The 21,658-nt window shown below is 70.2% G+C and carries 22 protein-coding genes; 10 read left to right on the top strand and 12 right to left on the bottom strand.

Translation table 11 applies throughout. The features are described from left to right. Positions 1 to 8: 8 nt before the first annotated feature. Positions 9 to 677 (bottom strand): Crp/Fnr family transcriptional regulator, encoded by a 669-nt coding sequence (locus NYP07_RS21575; protein WP_132569602.1) that lies wholly within the window; start codon positions 675 to 677, stop codon positions 9 to 11. Positions 678 to 839: 162 nt separating this feature from the next. On the opposite strand from NYP07_RS21575, the gene trxB reads away from it, so the two are divergent. The 3 genes from trxB (at position 840) to rpmG (ending at position 2,427) form a co-directional block, all read left to right on the top strand. Then, positions 840 to 1,799 (top strand): thioredoxin-disulfide reductase, encoded by a 960-nt coding sequence (gene trxB, locus NYP07_RS21570; protein ID WP_268153843.1) that lies wholly within the window; start codon positions 840 to 842, stop codon positions 1,797 to 1,799. A gap of 188 nt (positions 1,800 to 1,987) precedes the next feature. Beyond that, complete coding sequence (gene rpmB / locus NYP07_RS21565; RefSeq protein WP_268153841.1) at positions 1,988 to 2,221, top strand: 50S ribosomal protein L28; 234 nt, start codon at positions 1,988 to 1,990, stop codon at positions 2,219 to 2,221. A gap of 35 nt (positions 2,222 to 2,256) precedes the next feature. Continuing rightward, positions 2,257 to 2,427, top strand: a complete 171-nt coding sequence (gene rpmG / locus NYP07_RS21560) for a 50S ribosomal protein L33 (RefSeq protein ID WP_025564431.1) — start codon at positions 2,257 to 2,259, stop codon at positions 2,425 to 2,427. A 75-nt stretch (positions 2,428 to 2,502) separates the two neighbouring features. Here rpmG and NYP07_RS21555 read toward each other — a convergent pair whose 3' ends face one another. The 6 genes from NYP07_RS21555 to NYP07_RS21530 all read right to left on the bottom strand — a co-directional run bounded on the left by NYP07_RS21555 (position 2,503) and on the right by NYP07_RS21530 (position 7,646). After that, the gene (locus tag NYP07_RS21555; RefSeq protein ID WP_268153838.1) at positions 2,503 to 2,985 is read right to left on the bottom strand and encodes a DUF3016 domain-containing protein; all 483 of its coding nucleotides are present in this window, start codon (positions 2,983 to 2,985) and stop codon (positions 2,503 to 2,505) included. A gap of 225 nt (positions 2,986 to 3,210) precedes the next feature. Then, on the bottom strand, positions 3,211 to 3,684 hold the full coding sequence (locus tag NYP07_RS21550; protein ID WP_268153836.1) for a hypothetical protein: 474 nt from the start codon (positions 3,682 to 3,684) through the stop codon (positions 3,211 to 3,213). A 295-nt stretch (positions 3,685 to 3,979) separates the two neighbouring features. After that, entirely contained in the window at positions 3,980 to 4,447 is a 468-nt protein-coding gene (locus NYP07_RS21545) for a hypothetical protein (protein ID WP_268153834.1), read from the bottom strand. A 404-nt stretch (positions 4,448 to 4,851) separates the two neighbouring features. After that, positions 4,852 to 5,007, bottom strand: coding sequence for a hypothetical protein (locus NYP07_RS21540; RefSeq protein ID WP_268153832.1), 156 nt, complete (start codon positions 5,005 to 5,007; stop codon positions 4,852 to 4,854). Between the two features lie 34 nt (positions 5,008 to 5,041). Beyond that, positions 5,042 to 6,253 (bottom strand): DesA family fatty acid desaturase, encoded by a 1,212-nt coding sequence (locus NYP07_RS21535; protein ID WP_268153830.1) that lies wholly within the window; start codon positions 6,251 to 6,253, stop codon positions 5,042 to 5,044. A 130-nt stretch (positions 6,254 to 6,383) separates the two neighbouring features. Next, positions 6,384 to 7,646, bottom strand: coding sequence for an RsmB/NOP family class I SAM-dependent RNA methyltransferase (locus NYP07_RS21530; protein ID WP_268153828.1), 1,263 nt, complete (start codon positions 7,644 to 7,646; stop codon positions 6,384 to 6,386). Positions 7,647 to 7,672: 26 nt separating this feature from the next. Between NYP07_RS21530 and NYP07_RS21525 the strand changes: the two genes are divergently transcribed. Further along, on the top strand, positions 7,673 to 8,317 hold the full coding sequence (locus NYP07_RS21525; RefSeq protein ID WP_268153826.1) for a DUF1345 domain-containing protein: 645 nt from the start codon (positions 7,673 to 7,675) through the stop codon (positions 8,315 to 8,317). Here the strand turns inward: NYP07_RS21525 and purN are convergent. After that, positions 8,310 to 8,942: a phosphoribosylglycinamide formyltransferase gene (purN, locus tag NYP07_RS21520; RefSeq protein WP_268153824.1), complete on the bottom strand. Its 633-nt coding sequence runs from the start codon at positions 8,940 to 8,942 to the stop codon at positions 8,310 to 8,312. The genes NYP07_RS21525 and purN overlap by 8 nt on opposite strands. Before the next feature lie 37 nt (positions 8,943 to 8,979). Between purN and trpS the strand changes: the two genes are divergently transcribed. The 3 genes from trpS to NYP07_RS21505 are packed head-to-tail and all read left to right on the top strand — an operon-like array spanning position 8,980 to position 11,746. After that, positions 8,980 to 9,981 carry a tryptophan--tRNA ligase gene (trpS, locus tag NYP07_RS21515; RefSeq protein ID WP_268153823.1) on the top strand — a complete coding sequence of 334 codons (1,002 nt, stop codon included), beginning with the start codon at positions 8,980 to 8,982 and terminating at the stop codon, positions 9,979 to 9,981. Further along, positions 9,978 to 10,391, top strand: coding sequence for a DUF3717 domain-containing protein (locus tag NYP07_RS21510; RefSeq protein ID WP_268153821.1), 414 nt, complete (start codon positions 9,978 to 9,980; stop codon positions 10,389 to 10,391). The genes trpS and NYP07_RS21510 overlap by 4 nt, the downstream gene beginning before the upstream one ends. 56 nt (positions 10,392 to 10,447) lie before the next feature. Then, positions 10,448 to 11,746, top strand: a complete 1,299-nt coding sequence (locus tag NYP07_RS21505; protein WP_268153819.1) for an MATE family efflux transporter — start codon at positions 10,448 to 10,450, stop codon at positions 11,744 to 11,746. Here the strand turns inward: NYP07_RS21505 and NYP07_RS21500 are convergent. The 4 genes from NYP07_RS21500 to ettA all read right to left on the bottom strand — a co-directional run bounded on the left by NYP07_RS21500 (position 11,735) and on the right by ettA (position 16,172). Beyond that, a complete protein-coding gene (locus NYP07_RS21500; RefSeq protein ID WP_268153817.1) occupies positions 11,735 to 13,111 on the bottom strand; it encodes a sensor histidine kinase in 1,377 nt (458 codons plus the stop codon). The genes NYP07_RS21505 and NYP07_RS21500 overlap by 12 nt on opposite strands. After that, positions 13,108 to 13,824, bottom strand: coding sequence for a response regulator (locus NYP07_RS21495; protein ID WP_268153814.1), 717 nt, complete (start codon positions 13,822 to 13,824; stop codon positions 13,108 to 13,110). The genes NYP07_RS21500 and NYP07_RS21495 overlap by 4 nt, the downstream gene beginning before the upstream one ends. Positions 13,825 to 13,915: 91 nt before the next feature. Further along, positions 13,916 to 14,401 (bottom strand): Spy/CpxP family protein refolding chaperone, encoded by a 486-nt coding sequence (locus NYP07_RS21490; protein WP_268153812.1) that lies wholly within the window; start codon positions 14,399 to 14,401, stop codon positions 13,916 to 13,918. Positions 14,402 to 14,507: 106 nt separating this feature from the next. Then, a complete protein-coding gene (ettA, locus tag NYP07_RS21485) occupies positions 14,508 to 16,172 on the bottom strand; it encodes an energy-dependent translational throttle protein EttA (RefSeq protein ID WP_268153810.1) in 1,665 nt (554 codons plus the stop codon). Between the two features lie 277 nt (positions 16,173 to 16,449). On the opposite strand from ettA, the gene NYP07_RS21480 reads away from it, so the two are divergent. The 3 genes from NYP07_RS21480 to mnmC all read left to right on the top strand — a co-directional run bounded on the left by NYP07_RS21480 (position 16,450) and on the right by mnmC (position 21,423). Next, positions 16,450 to 17,958, top strand: a complete 1,509-nt coding sequence (locus tag NYP07_RS21480; RefSeq protein WP_268153809.1) for a DEAD/DEAH box helicase — start codon at positions 16,450 to 16,452, stop codon at positions 17,956 to 17,958. Positions 17,959 to 18,175: 217 nt separating this feature from the next. Further along, entirely contained in the window at positions 18,176 to 19,546 is a 1,371-nt protein-coding gene (locus NYP07_RS21475; RefSeq protein WP_268153807.1) for an MBL fold metallo-hydrolase RNA specificity domain-containing protein, read from the top strand. Continuing rightward, positions 19,543 to 21,423 (top strand): bifunctional tRNA (5-methylaminomethyl-2-thiouridine)(34)-methyltransferase MnmC2/FAD-dependent 5-carboxymethylaminomethyl-2-thiouridine(34) oxidoreductase MnmC1, encoded by a 1,881-nt coding sequence (mnmC, locus tag NYP07_RS21470; RefSeq protein WP_268153805.1) that lies wholly within the window; start codon positions 19,543 to 19,545, stop codon positions 21,421 to 21,423. The genes NYP07_RS21475 and mnmC overlap by 4 nt, the downstream gene beginning before the upstream one ends. Positions 21,424 to 21,658 lie beyond the last annotated feature (235 nt).

Below are 21,658 nucleotides of genomic sequence, written 5' to 3'. Positions count from 1 at the left end.
TGTGCCGTTCAGTCGTGGGTCAAGCGTTCCTTGATGACCACCGAACCGTTCTCAAGCGTTTCGATGACGCCGCGCTCTTCCAGGTCCTTCATGACGCGGCTGACCATCTCGCGCGACGCGCCGACGACCTTGGCCATGTCCTGGCGCGACACCTTGCCGCGGATCAGCTTGATGCCCTTCTCGTCCTCGGCCATGTCCAGCAGCGTGCGCGCGACGCGGCCGTAGACGTCCAGCAGCGCGAGCGACTCGATCTGGCGGTCGGCGTTGCGCAGCCGCGCGACGAGGCCGCGCAGGATGCCGTAGGACAGGCTGCTGCCCTCCGGTAGGCAGCGCGCGAACTCCATGCGGCCCAGCACCAGCATGTCGGTCTGCACCTCGGCACGCACGGTGGCCGAGTGCGGCTCGTTGTCGATCAGACTCATCTCGCCGACATAGTCGCCCGACTGCAGCACGGCCAGGATGACCTCGCGGCCGCGGTGGTCCGCCGTCAGCACGCGGGCGCGGCCGTTCAGCAGGATGAAGAGGGCATTGGACTTGGTGCCCTGCTCGACGATCAGCTCGCCGCGCTTGAAGCGGCGCTTCACGACGCTGTCGGCGATGGACTGGGCCTGATCGGTGGTCAGCATCGAAAACAGCGGAACCCGGCGGATCAGGTCCAGGTTGGAAATCATCGCCATGTGCACTCTCCAGGTTTGGGGCCTCGGGCCGGCGCCCGAAAAGACGCCTGCCTAAAATGGCGTGCATTTTGCACACCTGACAGCGCTTGCCTCAACGCCCGGGCTCGGGGTTTTCACCCCGAACCGGCTTGCAGGCCCGCCCGCCGCCCCCAACTCCCCGCCATGACCGCAACCACCCAACACCACGGCCTGCTGATCCTCGGCTCCGGCCCCGCCGGCTACACGGCCGCCATCTACGCCGCCCGCGCCAACCTGAAGCCCACGCTGATCACCGGCATGGCCCAGGGCGGCCAGCTGATGACGACGACCGAGGTGGACAACTGGCCGGCCGACGTGATGGGCGTGCAGGGCCCCGAGCTGATGCAGCGCTTCCAGCAGCACGCCGAGCGCTTCCAGACCCAGATCGTCTTCGACCACATCAACAGCGTCGACTTCGCGAAGCGCCCCTTCACGCTGATCGGCGACAGCGGCAGCTACAGCTGCGACGCCCTCATCATCGCCACCGGCGCGTCGGCCAAATACCTCGGCCTCGACTCCGAGCAGGCCTTCATGGGCCGCGGCGTCAGCGGCTGCGCGACCTGCGACGGCTTCTTCTACCGCGGCCAGGAAGTCTGCGTCGTCGGCGGCGGTAACACGGCCGTCGAGGAGGCGCTCTACCTGTCCAACATCGCCAGCACCGTCCACCTGATCCACCGCCGCGACAAGTTCCGCGCCGAGCCCATCCTCATCGACAAGCTGATGGAGAAGGCCGCCGCCGGCAAGATCAAGCTGCACCTCTTCCAGCAACTCGACGAGGTGCTGGGCGACGCCTCGGGCGTGACCGGCGTGCGCACGCATAACGTGCAGGACGGCAGCAAGGCCGAGATCTCCGTGCACGGCTGCTTCATCGCCATCGGCCACCAGCCCAACACCGACATCTTCAAGGGCCAGCTCGAGATGAAGGACGGCTACATCCTGACGAAGAGCGGCCTGAACGGCTTCGCGACGATGACCAGCGTGCCCGGCGTGTTCGCCGCCGGCGACGTGCAGGACCATGTCTACCGCCAGGCCATCACCAGCGCCGGCACCGGCTGCATGGCCGCGCTGGACGCCCAGCGCTTCCTGGAGCAGGAGAACGGTTGATCGGAAAGGGCCGCACGAAGCCCTCTCCTGTATCCCGGGTTTTCCGCTATACTCGCCGGCTTGCCTGCTGGATGGACCGCGCCCGACCCTTGGCGACAAGCCCCGGGGAAGGTTTAGCAGGCATTGCGGTCAAAGGGTTGCGCGGGAGTTCTCGTGCAACTGGTCAAACGTCAGAGTGGAGAAGCGTCATGGCACGCGTCTGTCAAGTCACGGGCAAGAAGCCCATGGTCGGGAACAATGTTTCCCACGCCAACAACAAAACCAAGCGCCGGTTCCTGCCGAACCTGCAATACCGCCGTTTCTTCGTGGAATCGGAAAACCGCTGGGTGCGCCTGCGCATCAGCAACGCCGCTCTGCGTTTGATCGACAAGGTCGGCATCGACCAAGTCGTCGCCGATCTGCGCGCCAAGGGCGAGCTCTGATCCGCGCCCACTGACCTTACTGAAGGAACACGACCATGGCATCCAAAGGCGGCCGCGAAAAGATCAAGCTGGAGTCCACCGCGGGCACCGGCCACTTCTACACGACGAACAAGAACAAGAAGACCACGCCCGAAAAGCTCGAATTCATGAAGTTCGACCCCAAGGCGCGCAAGCACGTCCTGTACAAGGAAATCAAGCTGAAGTGATCTGATCGCTTCAGAAAAGACAAACCCGCCAAGCGGCAACGCTGGCGGGTTTGTTCTTTCTGGGCCGCCGAGGAATCAGCGCTGCGTCACCTTGGCGTTGAACTCGCGCTGCATCCAGCTGTCCAGCATGCTCTTCTCGTAGCGCAGCGGGTCGCTGCTGGAGAAAGGCGCAATGGCCCGGTCCTGGTAGGCGATGTCGCGCAGCGCGGCCTCGCCGTGCTGCACGATCTTGCCGCCGTCGCGCACCTCGTAGCTCAGCGTGATGGCCGGCGGCGTCATGGAGCGCATGACGCGTATCCATTGGCCGTGGCGCCACGGCTCGATCTCACCCGCCAGATTCACGTCGGTCACGTCGAAGCGCACGTCGCGGCCCGGCAGCAGCTTGGCAGCCTCCTTGACCATATGGGCCCTCAGCTCGCCCAGCACGCGCTCGTCGCGGAAGCCGTTGTTGTCGCGGATGTCCGAGAACTTCTCGGGATGCACGAAATTCACCTGCACGTCGGCACGCGCAGCGGCAGACAGGGCGAGCAGGCCCACAGCGATCCAGCGGCACTTCATGGCAAACCTCCTAGGCACGCAATCGGCATCCATGCTTCAAGTCTAGGCCAGACCAGAAAAAAGGGCGCCCCGCGGGGCGCCCTTTTACTGCGGCGGGGTGTTAAGACGCAGATGGCCAATTTCCTGTGAAATCAACAACTTAGCGTTGATTTCCCGGGGGCTCCGGAAAAATTAGGCGACGCCTCAGCCGTGCGGGCCTGGTGGGCCCCTTCGACGGCTGCAGCCTCAAGGCGAGGGGCCAACGACGCCTGGCTGCCCGAGCCCCCGCGCAGCGCGCTGCCCCAGCGCACGCCCCTCGAGCTGATTGAGCGCATCGGCCTGACCGGCGGGGGTCGTGGTCAGCGTGACGCCAGCAGGGGTAGCGTGGAGCGCTTGGAGCTGCTCGCGCACCCCGGCGCGCGCCGCCTGGAGGTCCATCCCGTTGCGGCGCCCCGGTTGTCCGGCCGCCATGCTCTCGCCGGCCTGTGACGACTCCATCCCCATGCTGGTCACGCGCCTTCCACTGGCAGCCGTAGGCTCGCCTTGGGGCAACACCCCGACCCAATTGAGCAACGTCGCGACGATGGGCGTCCTGCCCGCTTCGGCGACCAACACCTTCAGGCCCGTAACGTTGCCAAGGATTGCCAGCAGATTGAAGGCCAGCAACAGTTGCAGGAGGGCGGCAGGAAGTCGACGGAACGGCATTGTGGGCAGGCGCAAGGTGGCCTTGAAAGTAGCGTTGCTTCTTAGCCCTGGGCGGCCCAAAGCGCGTCGTTTTAGGTAAATCGGGTTTGATAACTGATTACGTAATCGACGCACCAGCCCACACTCCCAGTGTCGATTTCCGTGAAACATCGTTCTCGACGCCGCTCCGTTGGCCGTGTCGGAATACCCTGAATCGCGTGCAAGTCGTTGCCATTGCTGACAACGCGTCCGCGAGCAGCGTGACGGACTAGAAATCCGTGAAACAGTCCGCCTCGGCCTGCTGACCGAGGCGGACTGGAAGGACCTGCGACTAGCTGTTGTTCCGCACGTTCTCGATGTAGGAGTCGATGTCCTCCTCCAACGAGTCAGAGACCGACTCCCCACGGTGGTCGGGGCACTCATCGGCGTCATTGAGGTCGACAGCCAGGAAGATTCGCTCATCCCTGCAGCACCAACAGCAGCCGTAGCGGGAGTCGTTCTTCGCGCAGTGCAAGTGCACCAGCTCTTGGCCACCATCGTCGAAATCTGCGCTGACCACCATCAACGGGTTGGTCCTGTCGCTCTGTGGCTCGCTGCAGCAGACGCAGACCACCGCGTTGGCACTTGCCTTGAGGGACGCCAAGGCGCTGTTCCAAGGCTGGTGCATGCCGTTCTTCGAGCAAACCTGGTCGAGGGCCTGTGCCAGGGGGATGCCGGCCTCGCGCGAGAGAGTTTTGGCGTCTTGACGGGCCCGGTCAACAGACCGCCCTGAGGGGAAGCGAAGTTTGTCCATGTTCATGGAGTGCTCCAATGATTTAACGCAGCAGAAGAGTTCGCCCACTAACAGAACCGCTGCGAGGCATTGGCGCCTGCAGGAACAGTGCATAGCGCGATAGAGCGCCATGCGAGGAAGGGAGGCATCAGAGACCTAAGGGGCCTGCGCCACGGTGGGCGTCACCTGCCGCTGATGTGCCGGCAGTTCCTCTGAATGCTACGCAAGCTGAGCCCAGCGAACCAGGGCGCCAGCCCCCTCAGGCAAGGGGCGGCTGCCCTGCCCGGTGCTGTCGGCCTGTGTCGTGTGTCGGCGCTGATTCCGCCCCTGAAGGCAGCCTTCTGTCACCTAGCAGCGGCGATTGAGCCGGTTTTGTCGCGCAGCAGCGGCGATTCGTCGCCCCGGCCAGTCGACCGGGGCGGACCTGATGGTCAGGCAGTCGCTGCGGTGCTGCCCGGTGAGCGCAGCGAGCTCACGCGCTCGAAGAACAACGTGGCTTCGTGGAGCGGCGTGCCGTCCATAGCAGCCAAGTCGCCGGTCATGCGTGCGTAGCGGATGGCAGTCGTCACGACCACCGCAACGTCCATCAGCGTCTTAACACCCCTGCGGCGAAATATCGCGTCAGGCGTGGGCCGCGCGCAGGCGCATCGAGAAGGCCTGCAGCTCGGCGATGCCGCTTTCCTCGGCACGGCGGCACCAGGCCTGCAGGTCGGCCACCAACTGCTCGGCCGACACATTCGTGCGGGTCCACATCTGGCGCAGTTCCTCGCGCATCGTCACGAGCTTGTCGATGACGGGGCTGGCGGCGCGGGCGTTGGCAAGGTCGCCCTGCACGGCCGCCGGGATGCGCTCCTCGTCGCGGTGCATCCAGCGCGTGGCCAGCTTGAACTGCGCGAAGCGCTCGCTGTGCCGGCCGCCCTCGGCCTGGATCTTGGCCAGCTCGGTCGCGCAGGCCGCCCTCAGGTCGCGAGCATAGCTGGCCATGACCTCGTAGCGGTTGGCGATCAGCGCCTCCAGCGTGCGCGCATCGGCCGGCTTGACTTCCCCCAGGCTCAGCTTGGGCGTGGTCTTGCGCACCTTGGCCCAGCCCAGCATCTCCAGGCCGCGGATATAGACCCAGCCAATGTCGAACTCATAGGGCTTGACCGAGAACTTGGCCGAGGTCGGGTAGGTGTGGTGGTTGTTGTGCAGCTCTTCGCCGCCGACGATCAGCGTCCAGGGCGTCAGATTGGTCGACGCGTCGGGCGCCTCGAAATTGCGATAGCCCCAGTAGTGGCCGATGCCGTTGATGACGCCGGCGGCCCAGAAGGGGATCCAGGCCATCTGGATGGCCCAGATCGTCGCGCCGAGGGCGCCGAACAGGGCCATGTTGATGATGAGCATCAGCCCAACGCCCTGCCAGCTGAAACGGCTGTAGAGGTTGCGCTCGATCCAGTCGTCGGGCGTGCCACGGCTGTACTTGGCGATGGTCTCGGCGTTCTTGGCCTCGGCGCGGTAGAGCTCGGCGCCCTCGGCCAGCACCTTGCGCAGGCCGCGGGTCTGCGGGCTGTGCGGGTCTTCCTCGGTCTCGCAGCGCGCGTGGTGCTTGCGGTGGATGGCGACCCACTCGCGGGTGACCATGCCGGTCGTCAGCCACAGCCAGAAACGGAAGAAATGCGACGGGATGGGGCCGAGATCCAGCGCACGGTGGGCCTGGGAACGATGCAGGAAGATCGTGACCGCAGCGATCGTGATGTGGGTCACGACCAGCGTGTAGACCACGAGTTGCCAGGCGCTGAAATCCGCCAGGCCATTGGCCAGCCAGTTCAGCAGCGCGTTCAGGATGTCGTTCATTCGTCCAGGACCTCGGCCGAGGCGGCCATGAAAAGAGGGGTCAATTGTAGAGGCGCGACCCCAAATTCAAGGGGGCTGGAACACCGCATTCGGGCGTCGGCGTGCGAATCGGCGCGCTCCTTGACCCTCGTCAAGCCGTCCGTTCCCACGCAATGGCGAAGAAACCGTCCATCGCATGCCGGTGCGGCCACAGCCGCAGCGCGCCGTTCTCCACCAACTCGCCGGCGCGCTCGACCTGGGCCTTGGCCAGCGCCTCGTCGGCCGCCAGCGGCCTGAAATCGGGGTGGGCAGCCGCGAATTCGGCCGCGATGGCCTCGTTCTCGGCGTTCAGCAGGCTGCAGGTCGCGTAGACCAGGCGGCCGCTCGGCTTCACGAGGCGGGCGGCGCTGGCCAGGATGGCGCGCTGCTTGTCCTGCAGCTCGGCCAGGCCCTGGGGCGACTGGCGCCATTTCAGGTCGGGGTTGCGGCGCAGCGTGCCCAGGCCCGAGCAGGGGGCGTCGACGAGCACGCGGTCGATCTTGCCGGCCAGGCGCTTGATGCGCTCGTCGCGCTCGTGCGCGATCTGCGCCGGGTAGACGTTGGACAGGCCGCTGCGCGCCAGCCGCGGCTTCAGCGCGTCCAGCCGGTGGCCGGACACGTCGAAGGCATAGAGCCGGCCGGTGTTGCGCATCGCGGCGCCCAGGGCCAGGGTCTTGCCCCCGGCGCCGGCGCAGAAGTCCACGACCATCTCGCCGCGCCTGGGCGCCAGCAGCAGGGCAAGGAGCTGGCTGCCCTCGTCCTGCACCTCGACGCCGCCGCTGGTGAACAGCGCCAGCTTGTTCAGCGCCGGCTTGCCCTGCACGCGCAGCCCCAGCGGCGAATAAGGCGTCGGCATGGCCTCGATGCCGGCCGCGGCCAGCTGGGCCTGAGCCTCCTCGCGCTTGAGCTTGAGCGTGTTGACGCGCAAGTCCAGCGGCGCGGCCTCGTTCATCGCGGCCGCGAGCTTCCAGAATTCGTCCTCGCCGAGGCGGGCCAGCAGCGGCTCGGCCAGCCAGTCGGGCAGGTTGTGGCGCAGCTTGGGCGCCAGGCTCCGCGGGTCAATGGCCTGAATCTGCTCCAGCCACTGCTTCTCCGCCGGGCCGAGCGCGCCGCGCAGGAAGGCGTCGCTGCCGCGCCAGGCCAGCATGGCCAGGCGGCGCGGCAGCGGGCCGCTGCCGCTCTGGGCCAGGTTCTGGAACTTGAGCCGCTCGCGCAGCATCGCGTAGACGGTCTCGGCCAGGCTGGCGCGCTCGCGCTGGCCGAGGTTCTTGTGTTGGCGGAAGAAGGCCGAGACGGTGGCGTCGGCCGGCGCGTCGAGCTTGTTGACGGCGGCGATCAGCTCGGCGCACAGCTCCAGCAGGGCATTAGGATGCATCGCCCCATTATCCCAAGCCGCCCTGCATGAATCTCTGGACCCAGTTGCGCCTGCGCCCTCGCCTGCTCGCCGCCATCCTGACCGGCAGCCTGCTGGCCGCCCTCTGGCCCGGCGTGCTGGCCTGGCAGACGCGCGCCCTGATCGGCTGGAACCTGACGGTCTGGATCTATCTGCCGCTGATCGTCTGGATGATGCTGACCGGCGACGCGGTGCACCATGTGCAGCAGCGCGCCCGCCGGCTGGCCGAGGGCGTGCCGGTCGTGCTGCTGCTGGCCGTGCTGGGCGCGCTGGCCAGCCTGGCGGCCATCACGCTGGAGCTGCAGGCCGCCAAGCAATCGCACCAGCCCGGCTATCTGCTGCTGGTGCTGGCCACGGTTTGCGGCTCCTGGCTGCTGCTGCCGGTCGAGTTCGCGCTGGCCTATGCCAGCCTCTACCACCGCCCCGGCCAGACCGCGCCGGGCCTGCTGTTCCCGGGTGACGACGGACCGCCGGACTACGGCGACTTCCTCTATTTCTCGATCACGCTGGCCGCGACGGCGCAGACCTCGGACGTCGGCATCAGCGCGCGGCCGATGCGCCGCCTCGTGCTGGTCCAGACCCTGCTGGCCTTCGCCTTCAACACCGGCGTGCTGGCCCTGGCCATCAACATCCTCGCCGGGCTGCTCAGCTGAGCATCAGCTGCTGGGCGGCGCCGTCGCGGTGGCGCACGACGTCGCCGTCCCAGGCCAGCGCGTCTTCCGCGAACCAGCGCACCGCCTGCGGGTAGATGCGGTGCTCGGCCGTCAGCACGCGCGCGGCCAGGGCCTGGGCGTCGTCGCCCGGCAGCACCGGCACGGCGGCCTGCATGAGGATGGCGCCATGGTCCAGCTCGGCCGTCACGAAATGCACCGTCGCGCCGGCCAGCTTGCAGCCCATCTCCAGCGCCCGCTCGTGCGTGTGCAGGCCCGTGAAGGCCGGCAGCAGCGAGGGGTGGATGTTCAGCATGCGCCGCGCATAGCGGGCCGTGAAGCCGGGCGTCAGGATGCGCATGAAGCCGGCCAGCACGACGAGGTCGGCGCCGAAGCCGTCGATGACGCGGGCCAGCTCGGCGTCGAAGTCCTCGCGGCGCGGGAAGAGCTTGTGGTCGACCACGGCCGTCGCGATGCCGCGCCCGGCCGCGAAGGCCAGGCCGCCGGCATCCGGCCGGTTGCTGATGACGGCGGCGACCGTCGCCGGCCAGCCCTCGGCCGCACAGGCCTTGACGATGGCCTCCATGTTGGAGCCCCGCCCGGAAATCAGAATGACCAATCGCTTCATGGGGGCGCAAGTTTAGGGGAGCGACAATCCTGGCCCCATGTCGACCCCTGTCCCCATCCGCCCGCGCGTGCTTTCCGGCATGCGCCCGACCGGCGCCCTGCACCTCGGCCACTACCACGGCGCCATCAAGAACTGGCTGCGCCTGCAGGACGGCCACGACTGCTTCTTCTTCGTCGCCGACTGGCATGCGCTGACCACCTCGCACCCCGACCGCGACACGCTGAGCCGCCATGTCTACGACATGGTGACCGACTGGCTGGCCGCCGGCATCGACCCCGAGCGCTGCACCCTCTTCCTGCAGAGCCGCATGCCCGAGCACGCCGAGCTGTTCACGCTGCTGGCCATGTGCACGCCGTCGTCCTGGCTGGCGCGCATGCCGAGCTACAAGGACCAGGTGGCCGCCGACCCCGAGCTGGCCACCTACGGCTTCCTCGGCTACCCGCTGCTGCAGGCGGCCGACATCCTGCTCTACAAGCCCGCCGGCGTGCCGGTCGGCGAGGATCAGGCCGCCCACGTCGAGGTGACGCGCGAGGTCGCGCGGCGCTTCAACCGCGTCTACGCGGCCGACGCATCCGTCTTCGTCGAACCCCAGGCCCTGCTGACCGAGACCGCCCGCGTGCCCGGGCTGGACGGCCAGAAGATGAGCAAGAGCCTGGACAACGCGATCGCGATGCGCGACGCGCCCGAGGTCACGGCCGCCAAGATCCGCACCATGCCCACCGACCCGCAGCGCGTGCGCCGCAGCGACGCGGGCGACCCGGCGCGCTGCCCCGTCTGGCCGCTGCACCAGATCTACACCGACGCGGCCACGCGCAGCGCCTGCGAGGCCGGCTGCCGCAGCGCCGGCATCGGCTGCCTGGACTGCAAGCAGCCGCTGATCGAGGCCATCCAGCGCGAACAGGCGCCCTGGCGCGAACGCGCCGCAGCGCTGGACCCGCAGCAGGTGCGCTGGACGCTGGAGGTCGGCACCGAGCGCGCCCGCGCCGTCGCGCGCAAGACGCTGCGCGAGGTGCGGGCGGCGATGGGACTGGTGGCTTGAATCCTCGGCCGATCCATGTCACGGACCTCGAGGCCGCCATCAACTGGTGGCGCGAGCGTTCGCCGTCGCCCGACGGCATCAGCGCCGCGCCCGAGGTGCGCGCGCTGGCCGAAGCCTATGCACTGCTCGCGCTGAGCCGCGCCACCGCGGTCGACGCCGGCACGCTCAAGCCCCGGGCCCTCGAGGCTTGGCTCGCCTGGTACGCCACGACGCCGGATTCGCCCTGCATCGCGATCTGCTCGACGGCCCAGGGCGACCCCGTCTGCAAGGGCTGCGGCCGCACGTTCGACGAGGTCCAGCACTGGCCGGCGCTCGACCCCTTCGAGAAGCGCGCCGTCTGGCAGCGCATCAACCACGAAGCCACGGCCTGGCGGTTCAATCGCTACGCCGAAAGAGGAACACAGCCCTGAGCAAGCGCATCCGCTTCATCGACAGCGCCCGCCAACTGCTGCCCCAGGCCTGGCCCGTGCTGGTCGGCCAGCTGGCCGTGATGATGTTCAGCACGGTCGACACGTTGATGATGGGCCGCGTCGGCCCGCAGGACCTGGCCGGCCTCGCGGTGGGCTCGGCGGCCTACGTCACCATCTTCGTCGGCCTGATGGGCATCGTGCTGGCGGTCGGGCCGATCGCCGGCCGGCAGTTCGGCGCCGACGACCTGCCCGGCTCGGGCCGCAGCTTCATGCAGGCCCAGTGGCTTGCCCTGCTGCTGTGCGTGCCGGGCAGCCTGGCGCTGTGGTTCCCCGACCCCTTCATCTGGCTGGCCCAGCTCGACGCGGCCCAGGCCGAGAAGGTGCGGGCCTACACCCGCCCCGAGGCCTTCGCGCTGCCGGCGGCCCTGCTGTTCGCGGCCTTCCGCGGCTTCTCGACCGCGGTCAGCCGGCCCAAGGCCGTGATGGTTCTGCAGCTCGCCGGCCTGGCCGCCAAGGTGCCGCTGAATGCCGTGCTCGTCTTCGGCTGGGGCGCCATCCCGGCGCTGGGCGTGGGCGGCTGCGGCTGGGCCACGGCCATCGCGATGACGGCCCAGGCCCTGGCCGCCCAGGTGCTGCTGCGCCGCGACGGCTTCTACCAGCCCTTCCGCATCCCCCCGCTCTGGCAGACGCGCCCGCAGCGGGCCGAACTGGCCGGGCTCGTGCGCCTGGGCCTGCCGATGGGCGGCTCCATCCTCGTCGAGGTCACGGGCTTCACCTTCATGGCCTTCTTCGTCGCGCGGCTGGGCGCCACGCCGGTGGCCGGCCACCAGATCGCGGTCAACCTCATCGCGATGATGTTCATGATCGCGCTGGCCCTGGCCACCGCCGCCGGCACGCTGGTGGCCCAGCAGCTGGGCGCGGGCGACAAGCGCGCGGCCCGCACCGTCGGCCGCCACGCGGTGGTGCTGACGGCCCTCGTCGCGGCCAGCGTGGGCGCGGTGGTCGCGTTCGCGCGCGAGTCCATCGTCGGCCTCTACACGTCCGACGCGGCCACGGCCGCCGCCGCGCTGCCGCTGCTGGTCTGGGTCTGGTTCTTCCACCTCGGCGACGCGCTGCAGACCGTGGCGGCCTATGTGCTGCGCGCCTACCAGGTCGCGACGCTGCCGATGGTCATCTACGTCGTCGCCCTGTGGGGCCTGGGCATCGGCGGCGGCTATCTGCTGGCCTTCGGCCCGCACGGCGCGGGCGCCGTGGGCTTCTGGCAGGCGGCCACGGCGGGCCTGCTGACCGCGGCGCTGCTGCTCGGCCTGCTGCTCAGGCGCGTCTTCGACGAGAACCGCGAATCAGCGCTTTGACGAGGGCAGGAACAGCACGAAGCGGCTGCCGCCGCCGTCGCGGGCCAGGCAGCGCACGCTGCCGCCGTGGCGCTCGGCGATCTGCTTGACGAGGCTCAGGCCCAGGCCGACGCCGCCGGCCATCTCGGCATGGCCGGGCAGGCGGAAGAAGGGCTCGAAGATGCGCTCGCGCATGTCCGCCGGCACGCCGGGGCCGCGGTCGGCGACGACGTATTCGTAGCCACCGGCCACCGGGCGCAGCACCAGCTTCACCTCGGGGCCGCCGTAGCGGCGCGCGTTGTCCAGCAGGTTGCGCAGCGCGCGGCGCAGCAGGCGCTCCTGGCCGTCGATGCGGGCCGCGTCCGTCTCGGGCTCGAAGGCGACCTCGGCGCGCGCCGCCTCCTCGGCGCCCAGGGCCAGCAACTCGACGGCATGGCTGTCGCCCACGGCGCTGCCCGCCTCCAGGCGGCTGGCCAGCAGCACCTCCTCGACCAGCGCGTCCAGCTCGGCGATGTTGACGTCGATCTCGTGCGCCAGCCGCTCGCGCTGGGCCGCCCCGGCGTCGTCCAGCATCGCGAAGGCCATCTTCAGCCGCGCCAGCGGCGAGCGCAGCTCGTGGCTGGCATTGGCCAGCAGGCTCTGGTGCGAACGCAGCAGGGTCTCGATGCGGTCCGCGGCCTGGTTGAAGCTGCCGGCCAGCGCGGCGACCTCGTCGCTGCCGCTGTCGTCGACGCGCAGGCCGAGCTGGCCGGCGCCGAACTGCTCGACGCCGCGCTTGAGCATCTCGAGCCGGCGCGTGAGGCGGCGCACGACGGGATAGGCCCCGGCCGCGACACCGATGAAGAGCAGCACCAGCACGATGGCCAGCGTGGACACGGCCGGCGCGTTGGGCGACACCGAGCGGTGCAGCCAGGGGCCGGCCCAGGGGCCCTCGTCCAGCCGCGGCGGCCGGGCCGCGGGGCCGCTGCCCGGCGGGCCGGGCGGCCCGCCCTGCGGCATCGCCGGGCGCACGCTGCGCACCATCTCCAGGCTGCGGCCGTCTCCCAGGCTGGCGCTGACGATGATGGCCCCCCGGTCGTCGACCCGGCGCTGGAACATCAGCGTCGTCGCGATGCGCCGGCCCTCGGCATCCACCAGCGCGATGGGCATGCGCAGCCGGCCGCCCCAGTCGGCAAAGGCATCGGCCTGCGCCTCGCGCGGCGCCGTCGCCTGCGGCAGCGCGAGCTTGAGCAGGCCGGCCATCGCGTTCAGCCGTTCGCCGGCCACCAGTTCGACATTGCCGCGCTCCTGCTCGATGTGGCGCTGGAACAGCCAGGCCGAGCCGAAGGCGAAGGCCAGCAGCAGTGCAACCAGCGTCAGGTAGATGCGGAAGTAGAGACTCTTCAAGCCGCGTCCGCGTCGGCGTCCTGCTTGCGGGCGAAGACATAGCCGGCGCCGCGCACGGTCAGCACGCGACGCGGGTTCTTGGGGTCGTCCTCGATGACGGCGCGGATGCGCGAGATGTGCACGTCGATGGAGCGGTCGAAGGCTTCCAGCGGATGGCCCTTGAGGGCGTCCATGATCTGGTCGCGGCTGAGCACGCGCCCCGGGCTCTGGGCCAGCACGACGAGCAGGTCGAACTGGTGGCTGGTCAGATCGCAGATCCTGCCGTCCAGGCGCGCCACGCGGGCCGCCAGGTCGATGTCGAGCCGGCCGAAGCGCAGCACCTCGTCGCCGTCGAGCTTGGGCTCCAGGCGGCGCAGCAGGGCCTTGATGCGGGCCTGCAGCTCGCGCGGCTCGAAGGGCTTGGCCAGGTAGTCGTCGGCGCCCAGCTCCAGGCCGAGGATGCGGTCCATGGGCTCGCCGCGGGCCGACAGCATCAGCACCGGCTGATGGCGCCAGCGCGCATCGCCGCGCAGCCAGCGGCAGAAGTCCAGGCCGTCGCCGTCGGGCAGCATCAGGTCCAGCACGATCAGCTCGAAGCGGCCCTGGGTCAGCGCCTCCCGCGCCTGGGCCAGGCTGCCGGCCGCGCTGACCTCGAAGCCGGCGGCGCGGAGATAGTCGCCAACCATGCCGGTCAGGCGGGCGTCATCATCGATCAACAGCAGTCGGGCACTCATCAGGGGAGCGTTGGAAGGGAACGGGAGCCGGTGCACTTCGGCGCCGGCGCTACGAGACTCAAGCATCGCAGAACTCCTCGCCGGGGGGCAATCAGCCCGGCTGACGGCCGCCCATGCGGGCCGGGTGCTTCTTCACGGCCTCGGCGATCTTGCCGCGCTGCTCGGGCGTCAGCACGCGGGCCGCGTCGATGCCGGCCTGGCTCATGCGCTTGGAGGCGGCGTCGTGCTGGGCGCTCATCTGGGCGCGCACGGACTCGATGGCAACGGCGTCGACGTTGGTCGCGGCGAAGAGCGCGACCCATTGCTCGCGCAACTGGCGGCCGGCATCGCGCTGGCCGGCGAGATCCTGGCGGGCGGCCTTGAAGATGGCCTCGATCTGGCTGCGCTGGGCGTCCGTCGCGTTGGCCAGATCGAGCAGATGCCCCAGGTGGCCGCCGAAGGGGCCGGCCTCCATCATGTCGGGGGGCGCGCCATGACGGTCGGGACCAGGCTGGGCCTGGGCCGCCAAGCCGCCGAGGGCCAGGGCCGCCGCCACGGCGGCCACGCGCATCAGGGTCCGGATTCGGAGGGCTTGCATCAGAGATCTCCTGGAAGAAGGGGCAATGCCCTCATCTTCCGGGGACCCTGTGTGGCGTCTTTGGGGGCGGGGTAAAGAACTGTGTCGAAACCTGTGCCCCGGCCGGTTACTTGATCGGCTTGAAGCGCATGCGCTTCGGGCGCGCGCCTTCCTCGCCCAGGCGCTTCTTCTTGTCGGCCTCGTACTCGTGGAAGTTGCCGTCGTAGAAGAACCACTGCGAGTCGCCTTCGCAGGCCAGGATGTGGGTGCAGATGCGGTCCAGGAACCAGCGGTCGTGGCTGATGACCATGGCCGAGCCGGCGAACTCCAGCAGCGCCTCTTCCAGCGCGCGCAGGGTTTCGACGTCGAGGTCGTTGGACGGCTCGTCCAGCATCAGCACATTGCCGCCCTGGGCCAGGGTCTTGGCCAGGTGCAGGCGGCCGCGCTCGCCGCCGGACAGCGAGCCGACCAGCTTCTGCTGGTCGTTGCCCTTGAAGTTGAAGCGGCCGAGATAGGCGCGGCTGGGCATGACGAACTTGCCGACGACGATGTTGTCGAGGCCGCCGGAGACGTCCTCCCAGACGGTCTTGCCGGCCTCGAGGCTGGCGCGGCTCTGGTCGACGAAGGCCAGCTTGGCGGTCTTGCCGATCTTGACGTTGCCGCTGTCCGGCTGCTCCACGCCCTGCAGCATGCGGAACAGCGTGGACTTGCCGGCGCCGTTGGGGCCGATGATGCCGACGATGGCGCCGGCCGGCACCTTGAAGCTCAGGTTGTCGATCAGCACGCGGTCGCCGAAGCTCTTGCTGACGTTCTCGAACTCGATGACCTCATTGCCCAGGCGCTCGGCCACGGGGATGAAGATCTCGTTCGTCACGTTGCGCTGCTGGTATTCGACGTCGCTCAGCTCCTCGAAGCGGGCCAGGCGCGCCTTGCTCTTGGCCTGGCGGCCCTTGGCGTTGGAGCGCACCCACTTGAGCTCCTCCTTCATCGCCTTCATGCGCGCGTCTTCGCTCTTCTGCTCCTGCTCCAGGCGGCGTTCCTTCTGGTCCAGCCACTCGGAATAGTTGCCCTTCCACGGGATGCCGTGGCCGCGGTCCAGTTCCAGGATCCACTCGGCGGCGTTGTCGAGGAAGTAGCGGTCGTGGGTGATGGCCACGACGGTGCCGGGGAAGCGCTGCAGGAACTGCTCCAGCCATTCCACGCTCTCGGCGTCCAGGTGGTTGGTGGGCTCGTCGAGCAGCAGCATGTCGGGCTTGCTCAGCAGCAGGCGGCACAGGGCCACGCGGCGCTTCTCGCCGCCGGACAGCACGCCGATGACGGCGTCCCAGGGCGGCAGGTTCAGCGCGTCGGCGGCCAGCTCCAGCTGCAGATCGGTGTTCTCGGAGCCGGCGGCGGCGATGACGGCTTCCAGCTCGCCCTGCTCGGCGGCCAGCGCGTCGAAATCGGCGTCCGGCTCGGCATAGGCGGCATAGACCTCGTCGAGGCGCTTCTTGGCGGCCAGCACGCCGCCGATGCCTTCTTCCACGGCCTGGCGCACGGTCTGGTCGGCGTCGAGCTTGGGCTCCTGCTCGAGGTAGCCGATCTTGATGCCCGGCATCGGCACGGCTTCGCCCTCGTACTCCTTGTCGACGCCGGCCATGATCTTCAGCAGCGTGGACTTGCCCGAGCCGTTCACGCCCAGCACGCCGATCTTGGCGCCGGGGAAGAAGGACAGCGAGATGTCCTTGAGGATGTGGCGCTTGGGTGGAACCGTCTTGTTCACACGGTTCATCGAAAAGACGTACTGGGCCATGGGGCAAATCCTGTGAGGCTGAAATGGCGGCAGGCCCCGTGTAGGGCCTGCGTTGCCGCTATTGTCGCCGCAACGGGCGCGCGGGCATCGACTCGGTCACGGTTCTCTCATGCTTCCGCCGTTAGAATGCAGCCCAACGCCGCGCTCTCAGTCTTGCGCGGCGTTTCATTTTTCTGGCCCCCGCACGCGGCCTGGCTTGCCCGAAGACTGGTGTCGCCGCCCCGGCGGCATGGCGAGCCCCGGTGAAAGTAGGCGTGCCCTCCCCCCTTAGGATTCGATGAGTTTCGACACCCTCGGCCTGGCAGCTCCGCTGCTCAAGGCCATTGCCGACGCCGGCTACACCACCCCCACCCCCATCCAGGCCCAGGCCATCCCCGCCGTTCTGAAGGGCGGCGACCTGATGGCCGGTGCCCAGACCGGCACCGGCAAGACCGCCGGCTTCACGCTGCCCCTGCTGCACCGCCTGCAGGCCGGCCAGCGCACGCTGGACAAGCGCGGCCGCCCGGCCGTGCGCGCCCTCGTGCTGACGCCCACCCGCGAACTGGCCGCCCAGGTCGAGGAAAGCGTGCAGACCTACGGCAAATACCTGCCCCAGCTGAAGAGCATGGTCATGTTCGGCGGCGTCGGCATGCAGCCGCAGATCAACAAGCTGCGCGACGGCGTGGACATCCTCGTCGCCACGCCGGGCCGCCTGCTGGACCACGCCGGCCTGGGCAACCTCGACCTGAGCAAGGTCGAGATCCTGGTGCTGGACGAAGCCGACCGCATGCTGGACATGGGCTTCATCCACGACATCAAGAAGGTGCTGGCCCTGCTGCCCGCGCAGAAGCAGTCGCTGCTGTTCAGCGCCACCTTCAGCGACGACATCAAGGCCCTCGCCGACCGCCTGCTGAACCAGCCGGCCCTCATCGAGGTGGCCCGCCGCAACCAGACCAACGACCAGATCGCGCAGAAGGTCCACCCGGTGGGCCGCGAGCGCAAGAAGGAGCTGCTGGTCCACCTGATCAAGTCGGGTGACTGGCACCAGGTGCTGGTCTTCACGCGCATGAAGCACGGCGCCAACCGCCTGACCGACTACCTGAACGACCAGGGCATCAGCGCGATGGCCATCCACGGCAACAAGAGCCAGGGCGCGCGCACCAAGGCGCTGGCCGACTTCAAGAGCGGCGACCTGACCTGCCTCGTCGCCACCGACATCGCGGCCCGCGGCATCGACATCGACCAGCTGCCCCACGTCGTCAACTTCGAGCTGCCCAACGTGCCCGAGGACTATGTGCACCGCATCGGCCGCACCGGCCGCGCCGGCGCGCAGGGCGAGGCCGTCAGCCTGGTCTGCGTGGACGAGAACGGCTTCCTGCGCGACATCGAGCGTCTCATCAAGCGCGAGATCCCGAAGGAAGTCGTGCCCGGCTTCGCGCCCGACCCGAACGAGCGCGCCGAACCCATCGTGCTGGGCCGCACCGTGCTGAACCCCAACGGCAGCCGGGGCCGCAACCCCAACCCGCCGGCCCACGCCGGCCGCGGTGGCCGCCCGGGCGGCGGCAACGGCGGCGGCCGCGGCGGCGACAACCGCGGCGGCTCGCGCGACGGCGGCCGCCCCGGCGGCAAGCCGCAAGCCCACACGGGCCACGGCGGCGCCAAGCCCGCCGGCGCACCTGCCGGCCACGGTGGCGCCAAGCCCCATGCCCAGCATGCGCCGCGCAATGCCTCGGCCCAGCCGAGCCGTGACGGCGGCAGCGCCCCGCGCCACAACAACGGCCCGCGCCTGACGCAGCCCAAGCGCTGACCGGGCAGAGCCTCCCGCCAACGGCCCGCACTCCCAGGAGCACGGGCCGTTTTTTCGTGGCGGCCGCGTCCCGGCCAAGCTCGAAGGCCGCTCCCGGCGTGGCGAGGCAGGCGGGGTCTCTCTCTAAGATCGGGGGCATGCCATCGCCTGCGGCGCGCTTCATCGCGCGGGGCGCGGCGATGGCCCGGACCGGCCCGACGCAAACCCTGGGTGCTCCATGACACTGACCTTCCTCGGCGCCGCCGACACCGTGACCGGCTCGCGCCACCTGCTGAGCTTTAGCGACCAGCGCCTGCTGCTGGACGCCGGCCTCTTCCAGGGCTTCAAGACCCTGCGCGAACGCAACTGGATGCCGTTGGGCGTCGATGCCTCCGAGCTGGACGCCGTGCTGCTGTCCCACGCCCACCTCGACCACTGCGGCTATCTGCCGGCGCTGCGCCGCCAGGGCTTCCAGGGCGCCATCTACGCGACCGCCGCGACGCGCGACCTCTGCGACGTGCTGCTGCGCGACAGCGCCCATCTGCAGGAAGAAGACGCCAAGCGCGCCAACCGCGACCAGTCCAGCCGCCACGACAAGGCCCTGCCACTGTACGGCGTGCGCGAGGCCGAGGCGACGATGAAGCAGTTCGTGCCGCTGCCGCGCGACGGCCGGCTCACGCTGGGCGGCACCGAGATCCGCTTCACGCCGGCCGGGCATCTGCTCGGCGCCACCTCCATCCACGTGCGCCGCGGCGAACGCAGCCTGCTGTTCTCGGGCGACATCGGCCGCAACAACGACCTGCTGATGCCCGTGCCCCAGGTGCCGCCGGCGGCCGATGTCGTCATGATCGAGTCCACCTACGGCAACCGCCTGCACCCGGCCGAGGACGTGCAGGCCCGCCTCGCGCAGCTGCTGCGCACGACGCTCAAGCGCGGCGGCTCGGTGCTGCTGCCCAGCTTCGCGGTCGGCCGCGCCCAGGCCCTGCTGCTGGTGCTGCAGCGTCTGCGCCGCGCCGGCGAGCTGCCGCTGGACGTGCCGATCTGGCTGGACAGCCCGATGGCCGAGCAAGCCACCGAGCTGACCCTCAGGCACGCCAGGCTGCTCCGCATCTCCGTCGACGAGGCCCGCGGCCTGACCGACCGCGTCCACTACGTCACCCAGCAGGCCCAGAGCCTCAAGCTCGCGGCCAGCCTGGCGCAGCGCAAGGCGCGGCCGTCCATCGTCATCTCGGCCAGCGGCATGGCCACCGGTGGCCGCGTGCTGAACTACATCGAGACGCTGGCGCCCCAGCCCCAGCACCACATCGCCTTCCCCGGCTTCCAGGCCGGCGGCACGCGGGGCGCGCGCATGGTGGCGGGCGAGCGCGAGATCAAGCTGCGCGGGCGCTGGGTGCCGGTGAATGCCGAGATCAGCCACCTCGACGGCTTCTCCGGCCATGCCGATGCCGAGGGCCTCGTGCAGTGGCTGCGTGCCCTGCCCCGGCCGCCCGGCCAGGTCTATGTGGTGCACGGCGAGCCGGCCGCGGCCGATGCGCTGCGCTGCCGCATCCAGGACGAACTCGGCCTGCCCGTGCGCGTGCCCCAGCACGGCGAGACCGTCGAGCTTTGAGGCTCGCTACCATCGTCCCCGCCGAGGTCGATTTCTCCGACCCGGCCGCCCCCGCCGCGCCCGCCTTCGGCGACGTCTACCACTCGCGCGCCGGCGCGCTGGCCCAGGCCCGCCACGTCTTCCTCGGCGGCAACGGTCTGCCCGGCCGCTGGCAGGGGCGGCGGCGCTTCGTCGTGCTGGAGACCGGCTTCGGCCTGGGCAACAACTTCCTGGCCACCTGGGACGCCTGGCGGCAGGACCCGGCACGCTGCGAGCGCCTCGTCTTCGTCAGCGTCGAGAAGCACCCGCTGCGCCGCGAGGACCTGGCGCGCGCTCATGCGGCCAGCCCACTGCCGGAGCTGGCGGCCCAGCTCGTCGCGGCCTGGCCGCCGCTGACGCCGGGGCTGCACACGCTGCGCTTCGAGGCCGGCCGCGTCGAGCTGCTGCTCGGCCTGGGCGATGCGCGCGAACTGCTGCGCGAGCTGGTGCTGCAGGCCGATGCGCTCTATCTCGACGGCTTCGCGCCCGCGCGCAACCCCGAGCTGTGGGACGAATGGCTGCTGAAGAGCCTGGCCCGCCATGCCGCGCCCGGCACGACGGCCGCGACCTGGAGCATCAACCGGCCCATGCGCCGCGCGCTGGCCGCGCTGGGCTTCAAGGTCTGTCTGGCGCCGGGCTTTGCGAACAAGCCGGAGATGACCGTCGCCCGCTTCGCACCGCGGCACAGTCCGCAGCGCCCGGCCGGCCGCGAGCCGCTCGCGCCCGAGGCCCGCGAGGCCGTCATCGTCGGCGCCGGCCTCGCCGGCGCGGCCTGTGCGCTGGCGCTCTCGCGGGCCGGCGTGGCCTGCACCGTCGTCGACGCGCTGGGGGCGCCCGCCCAGGCCAGCTCGGGCAACCCGACCGGCCTCTTCCACGGCACCGTCAACCCCGACGACGGCCCGCACGCGCGCTTCAATCGCGCCGCGGCGCTGGCCACGCAGCGCCTCGTCGCCGAACTGGGCCTGCCGCATCAGCCCGGCCTGCTGCGGCTGGAGACGCGCCTGCCGCTGGCCGCGATGAGCCGCATGGACGGCTATGTGCAGGCCCTGTCCGCCGCCGAGGCCGCGGCGCTGGCGGGCACCGCGCTGGCCCACCCGGCCTGGTTCTACCCCGGCGGCGGCGCGCTGGACCCGGCCGCCTACACGCGGGCCATGCTGGCGGCCAGCGGCGCGGCACTGCGGCTGGCTGCGCCGGTGGCCGCGCTGCGCGAATCCGATGCCGGCTGGGCGCTGCTGGACGCCGGCGGTGCGGTCATCGCGAGCGCGCCCCTGGTCGTGCTGGCCGGCGGCCACGGCCAGCTGCCGCTGCTGGGCGAGCTGGCGACCGGCCTCGTCGTGCAGCGCGGCCAGCTCAGCCATCTGCCGCAGGCGCCCTGGTGCCCGGCCTTGCCCATCGCCGGCGAGGGCTATGCCATTGCCGACGGCCGCGGCGGCGCCTGGTGCGGCGCGACGACGCAGGACGGCGACCTCGACCCCGCGCTGCGTGCGGCCGACCAGGCCGACAACCTCGCCCGCTATGCGCGCCTGGCCGGGCTGGCGCGCGTGCCCGAGGCGCCGCTGGCCGGCCGCGTCGGCTGGCGGCTGATCGCCCCCGACCGGCTGCCCCTCGTCGGCGGCCTCGCCGCCTCCGGCCCCGCCGCCAGCCAGCTGCGGCTGCAGGCCCGCCGGCCCGGCCTCGTCGTCTGCACCGGCTTCGCATCGCGCGGCATCTCCTGGGCCGCGCTGGCGGGCGAGCTGGCGGCGGCGCTCGCGCTGGGCGGCCCGCGGCCGCTGGAAGCCGAACTGCTGGACGCGGTGGACCCGCTGCGCTTCGCGCTGCGGCGGGCCAGACGCACAACTATTGCCGCTTTGCCGGACTGAGCACCGCCGCATCGGCGAAGGGCATGACGACACTGCCACGCCTAAGCGGGCCGCGAGGCGGCCGCCAATCAAGGAGCAAGAAATGCTGAACAGCCTGTGGGGTTCGCGCAGCCCCGCGCAACGCCTGACCCTGGCCCTGGGCCTGGTGCTGATCCTGGCCACCACCGGCGGCATCGCCGCCTTCTCGGCGCTCGCCGACGCGGGCTCCGCGAAGACCTGGCTGGGCTGGACGCTG

Origin of the sequence: Pelomonas aquatica (genome assembly GCF_026712205.1) — a bacterium.
Classification (GTDB): Bacteria; Pseudomonadota; Gammaproteobacteria; order Burkholderiales; family Burkholderiaceae_C; genus Pelomonas; species Pelomonas aquatica.
Note: the sequence above shows the minus strand (reverse complement) of the source record. Positions and strands in the feature narration are given on the sequence as shown.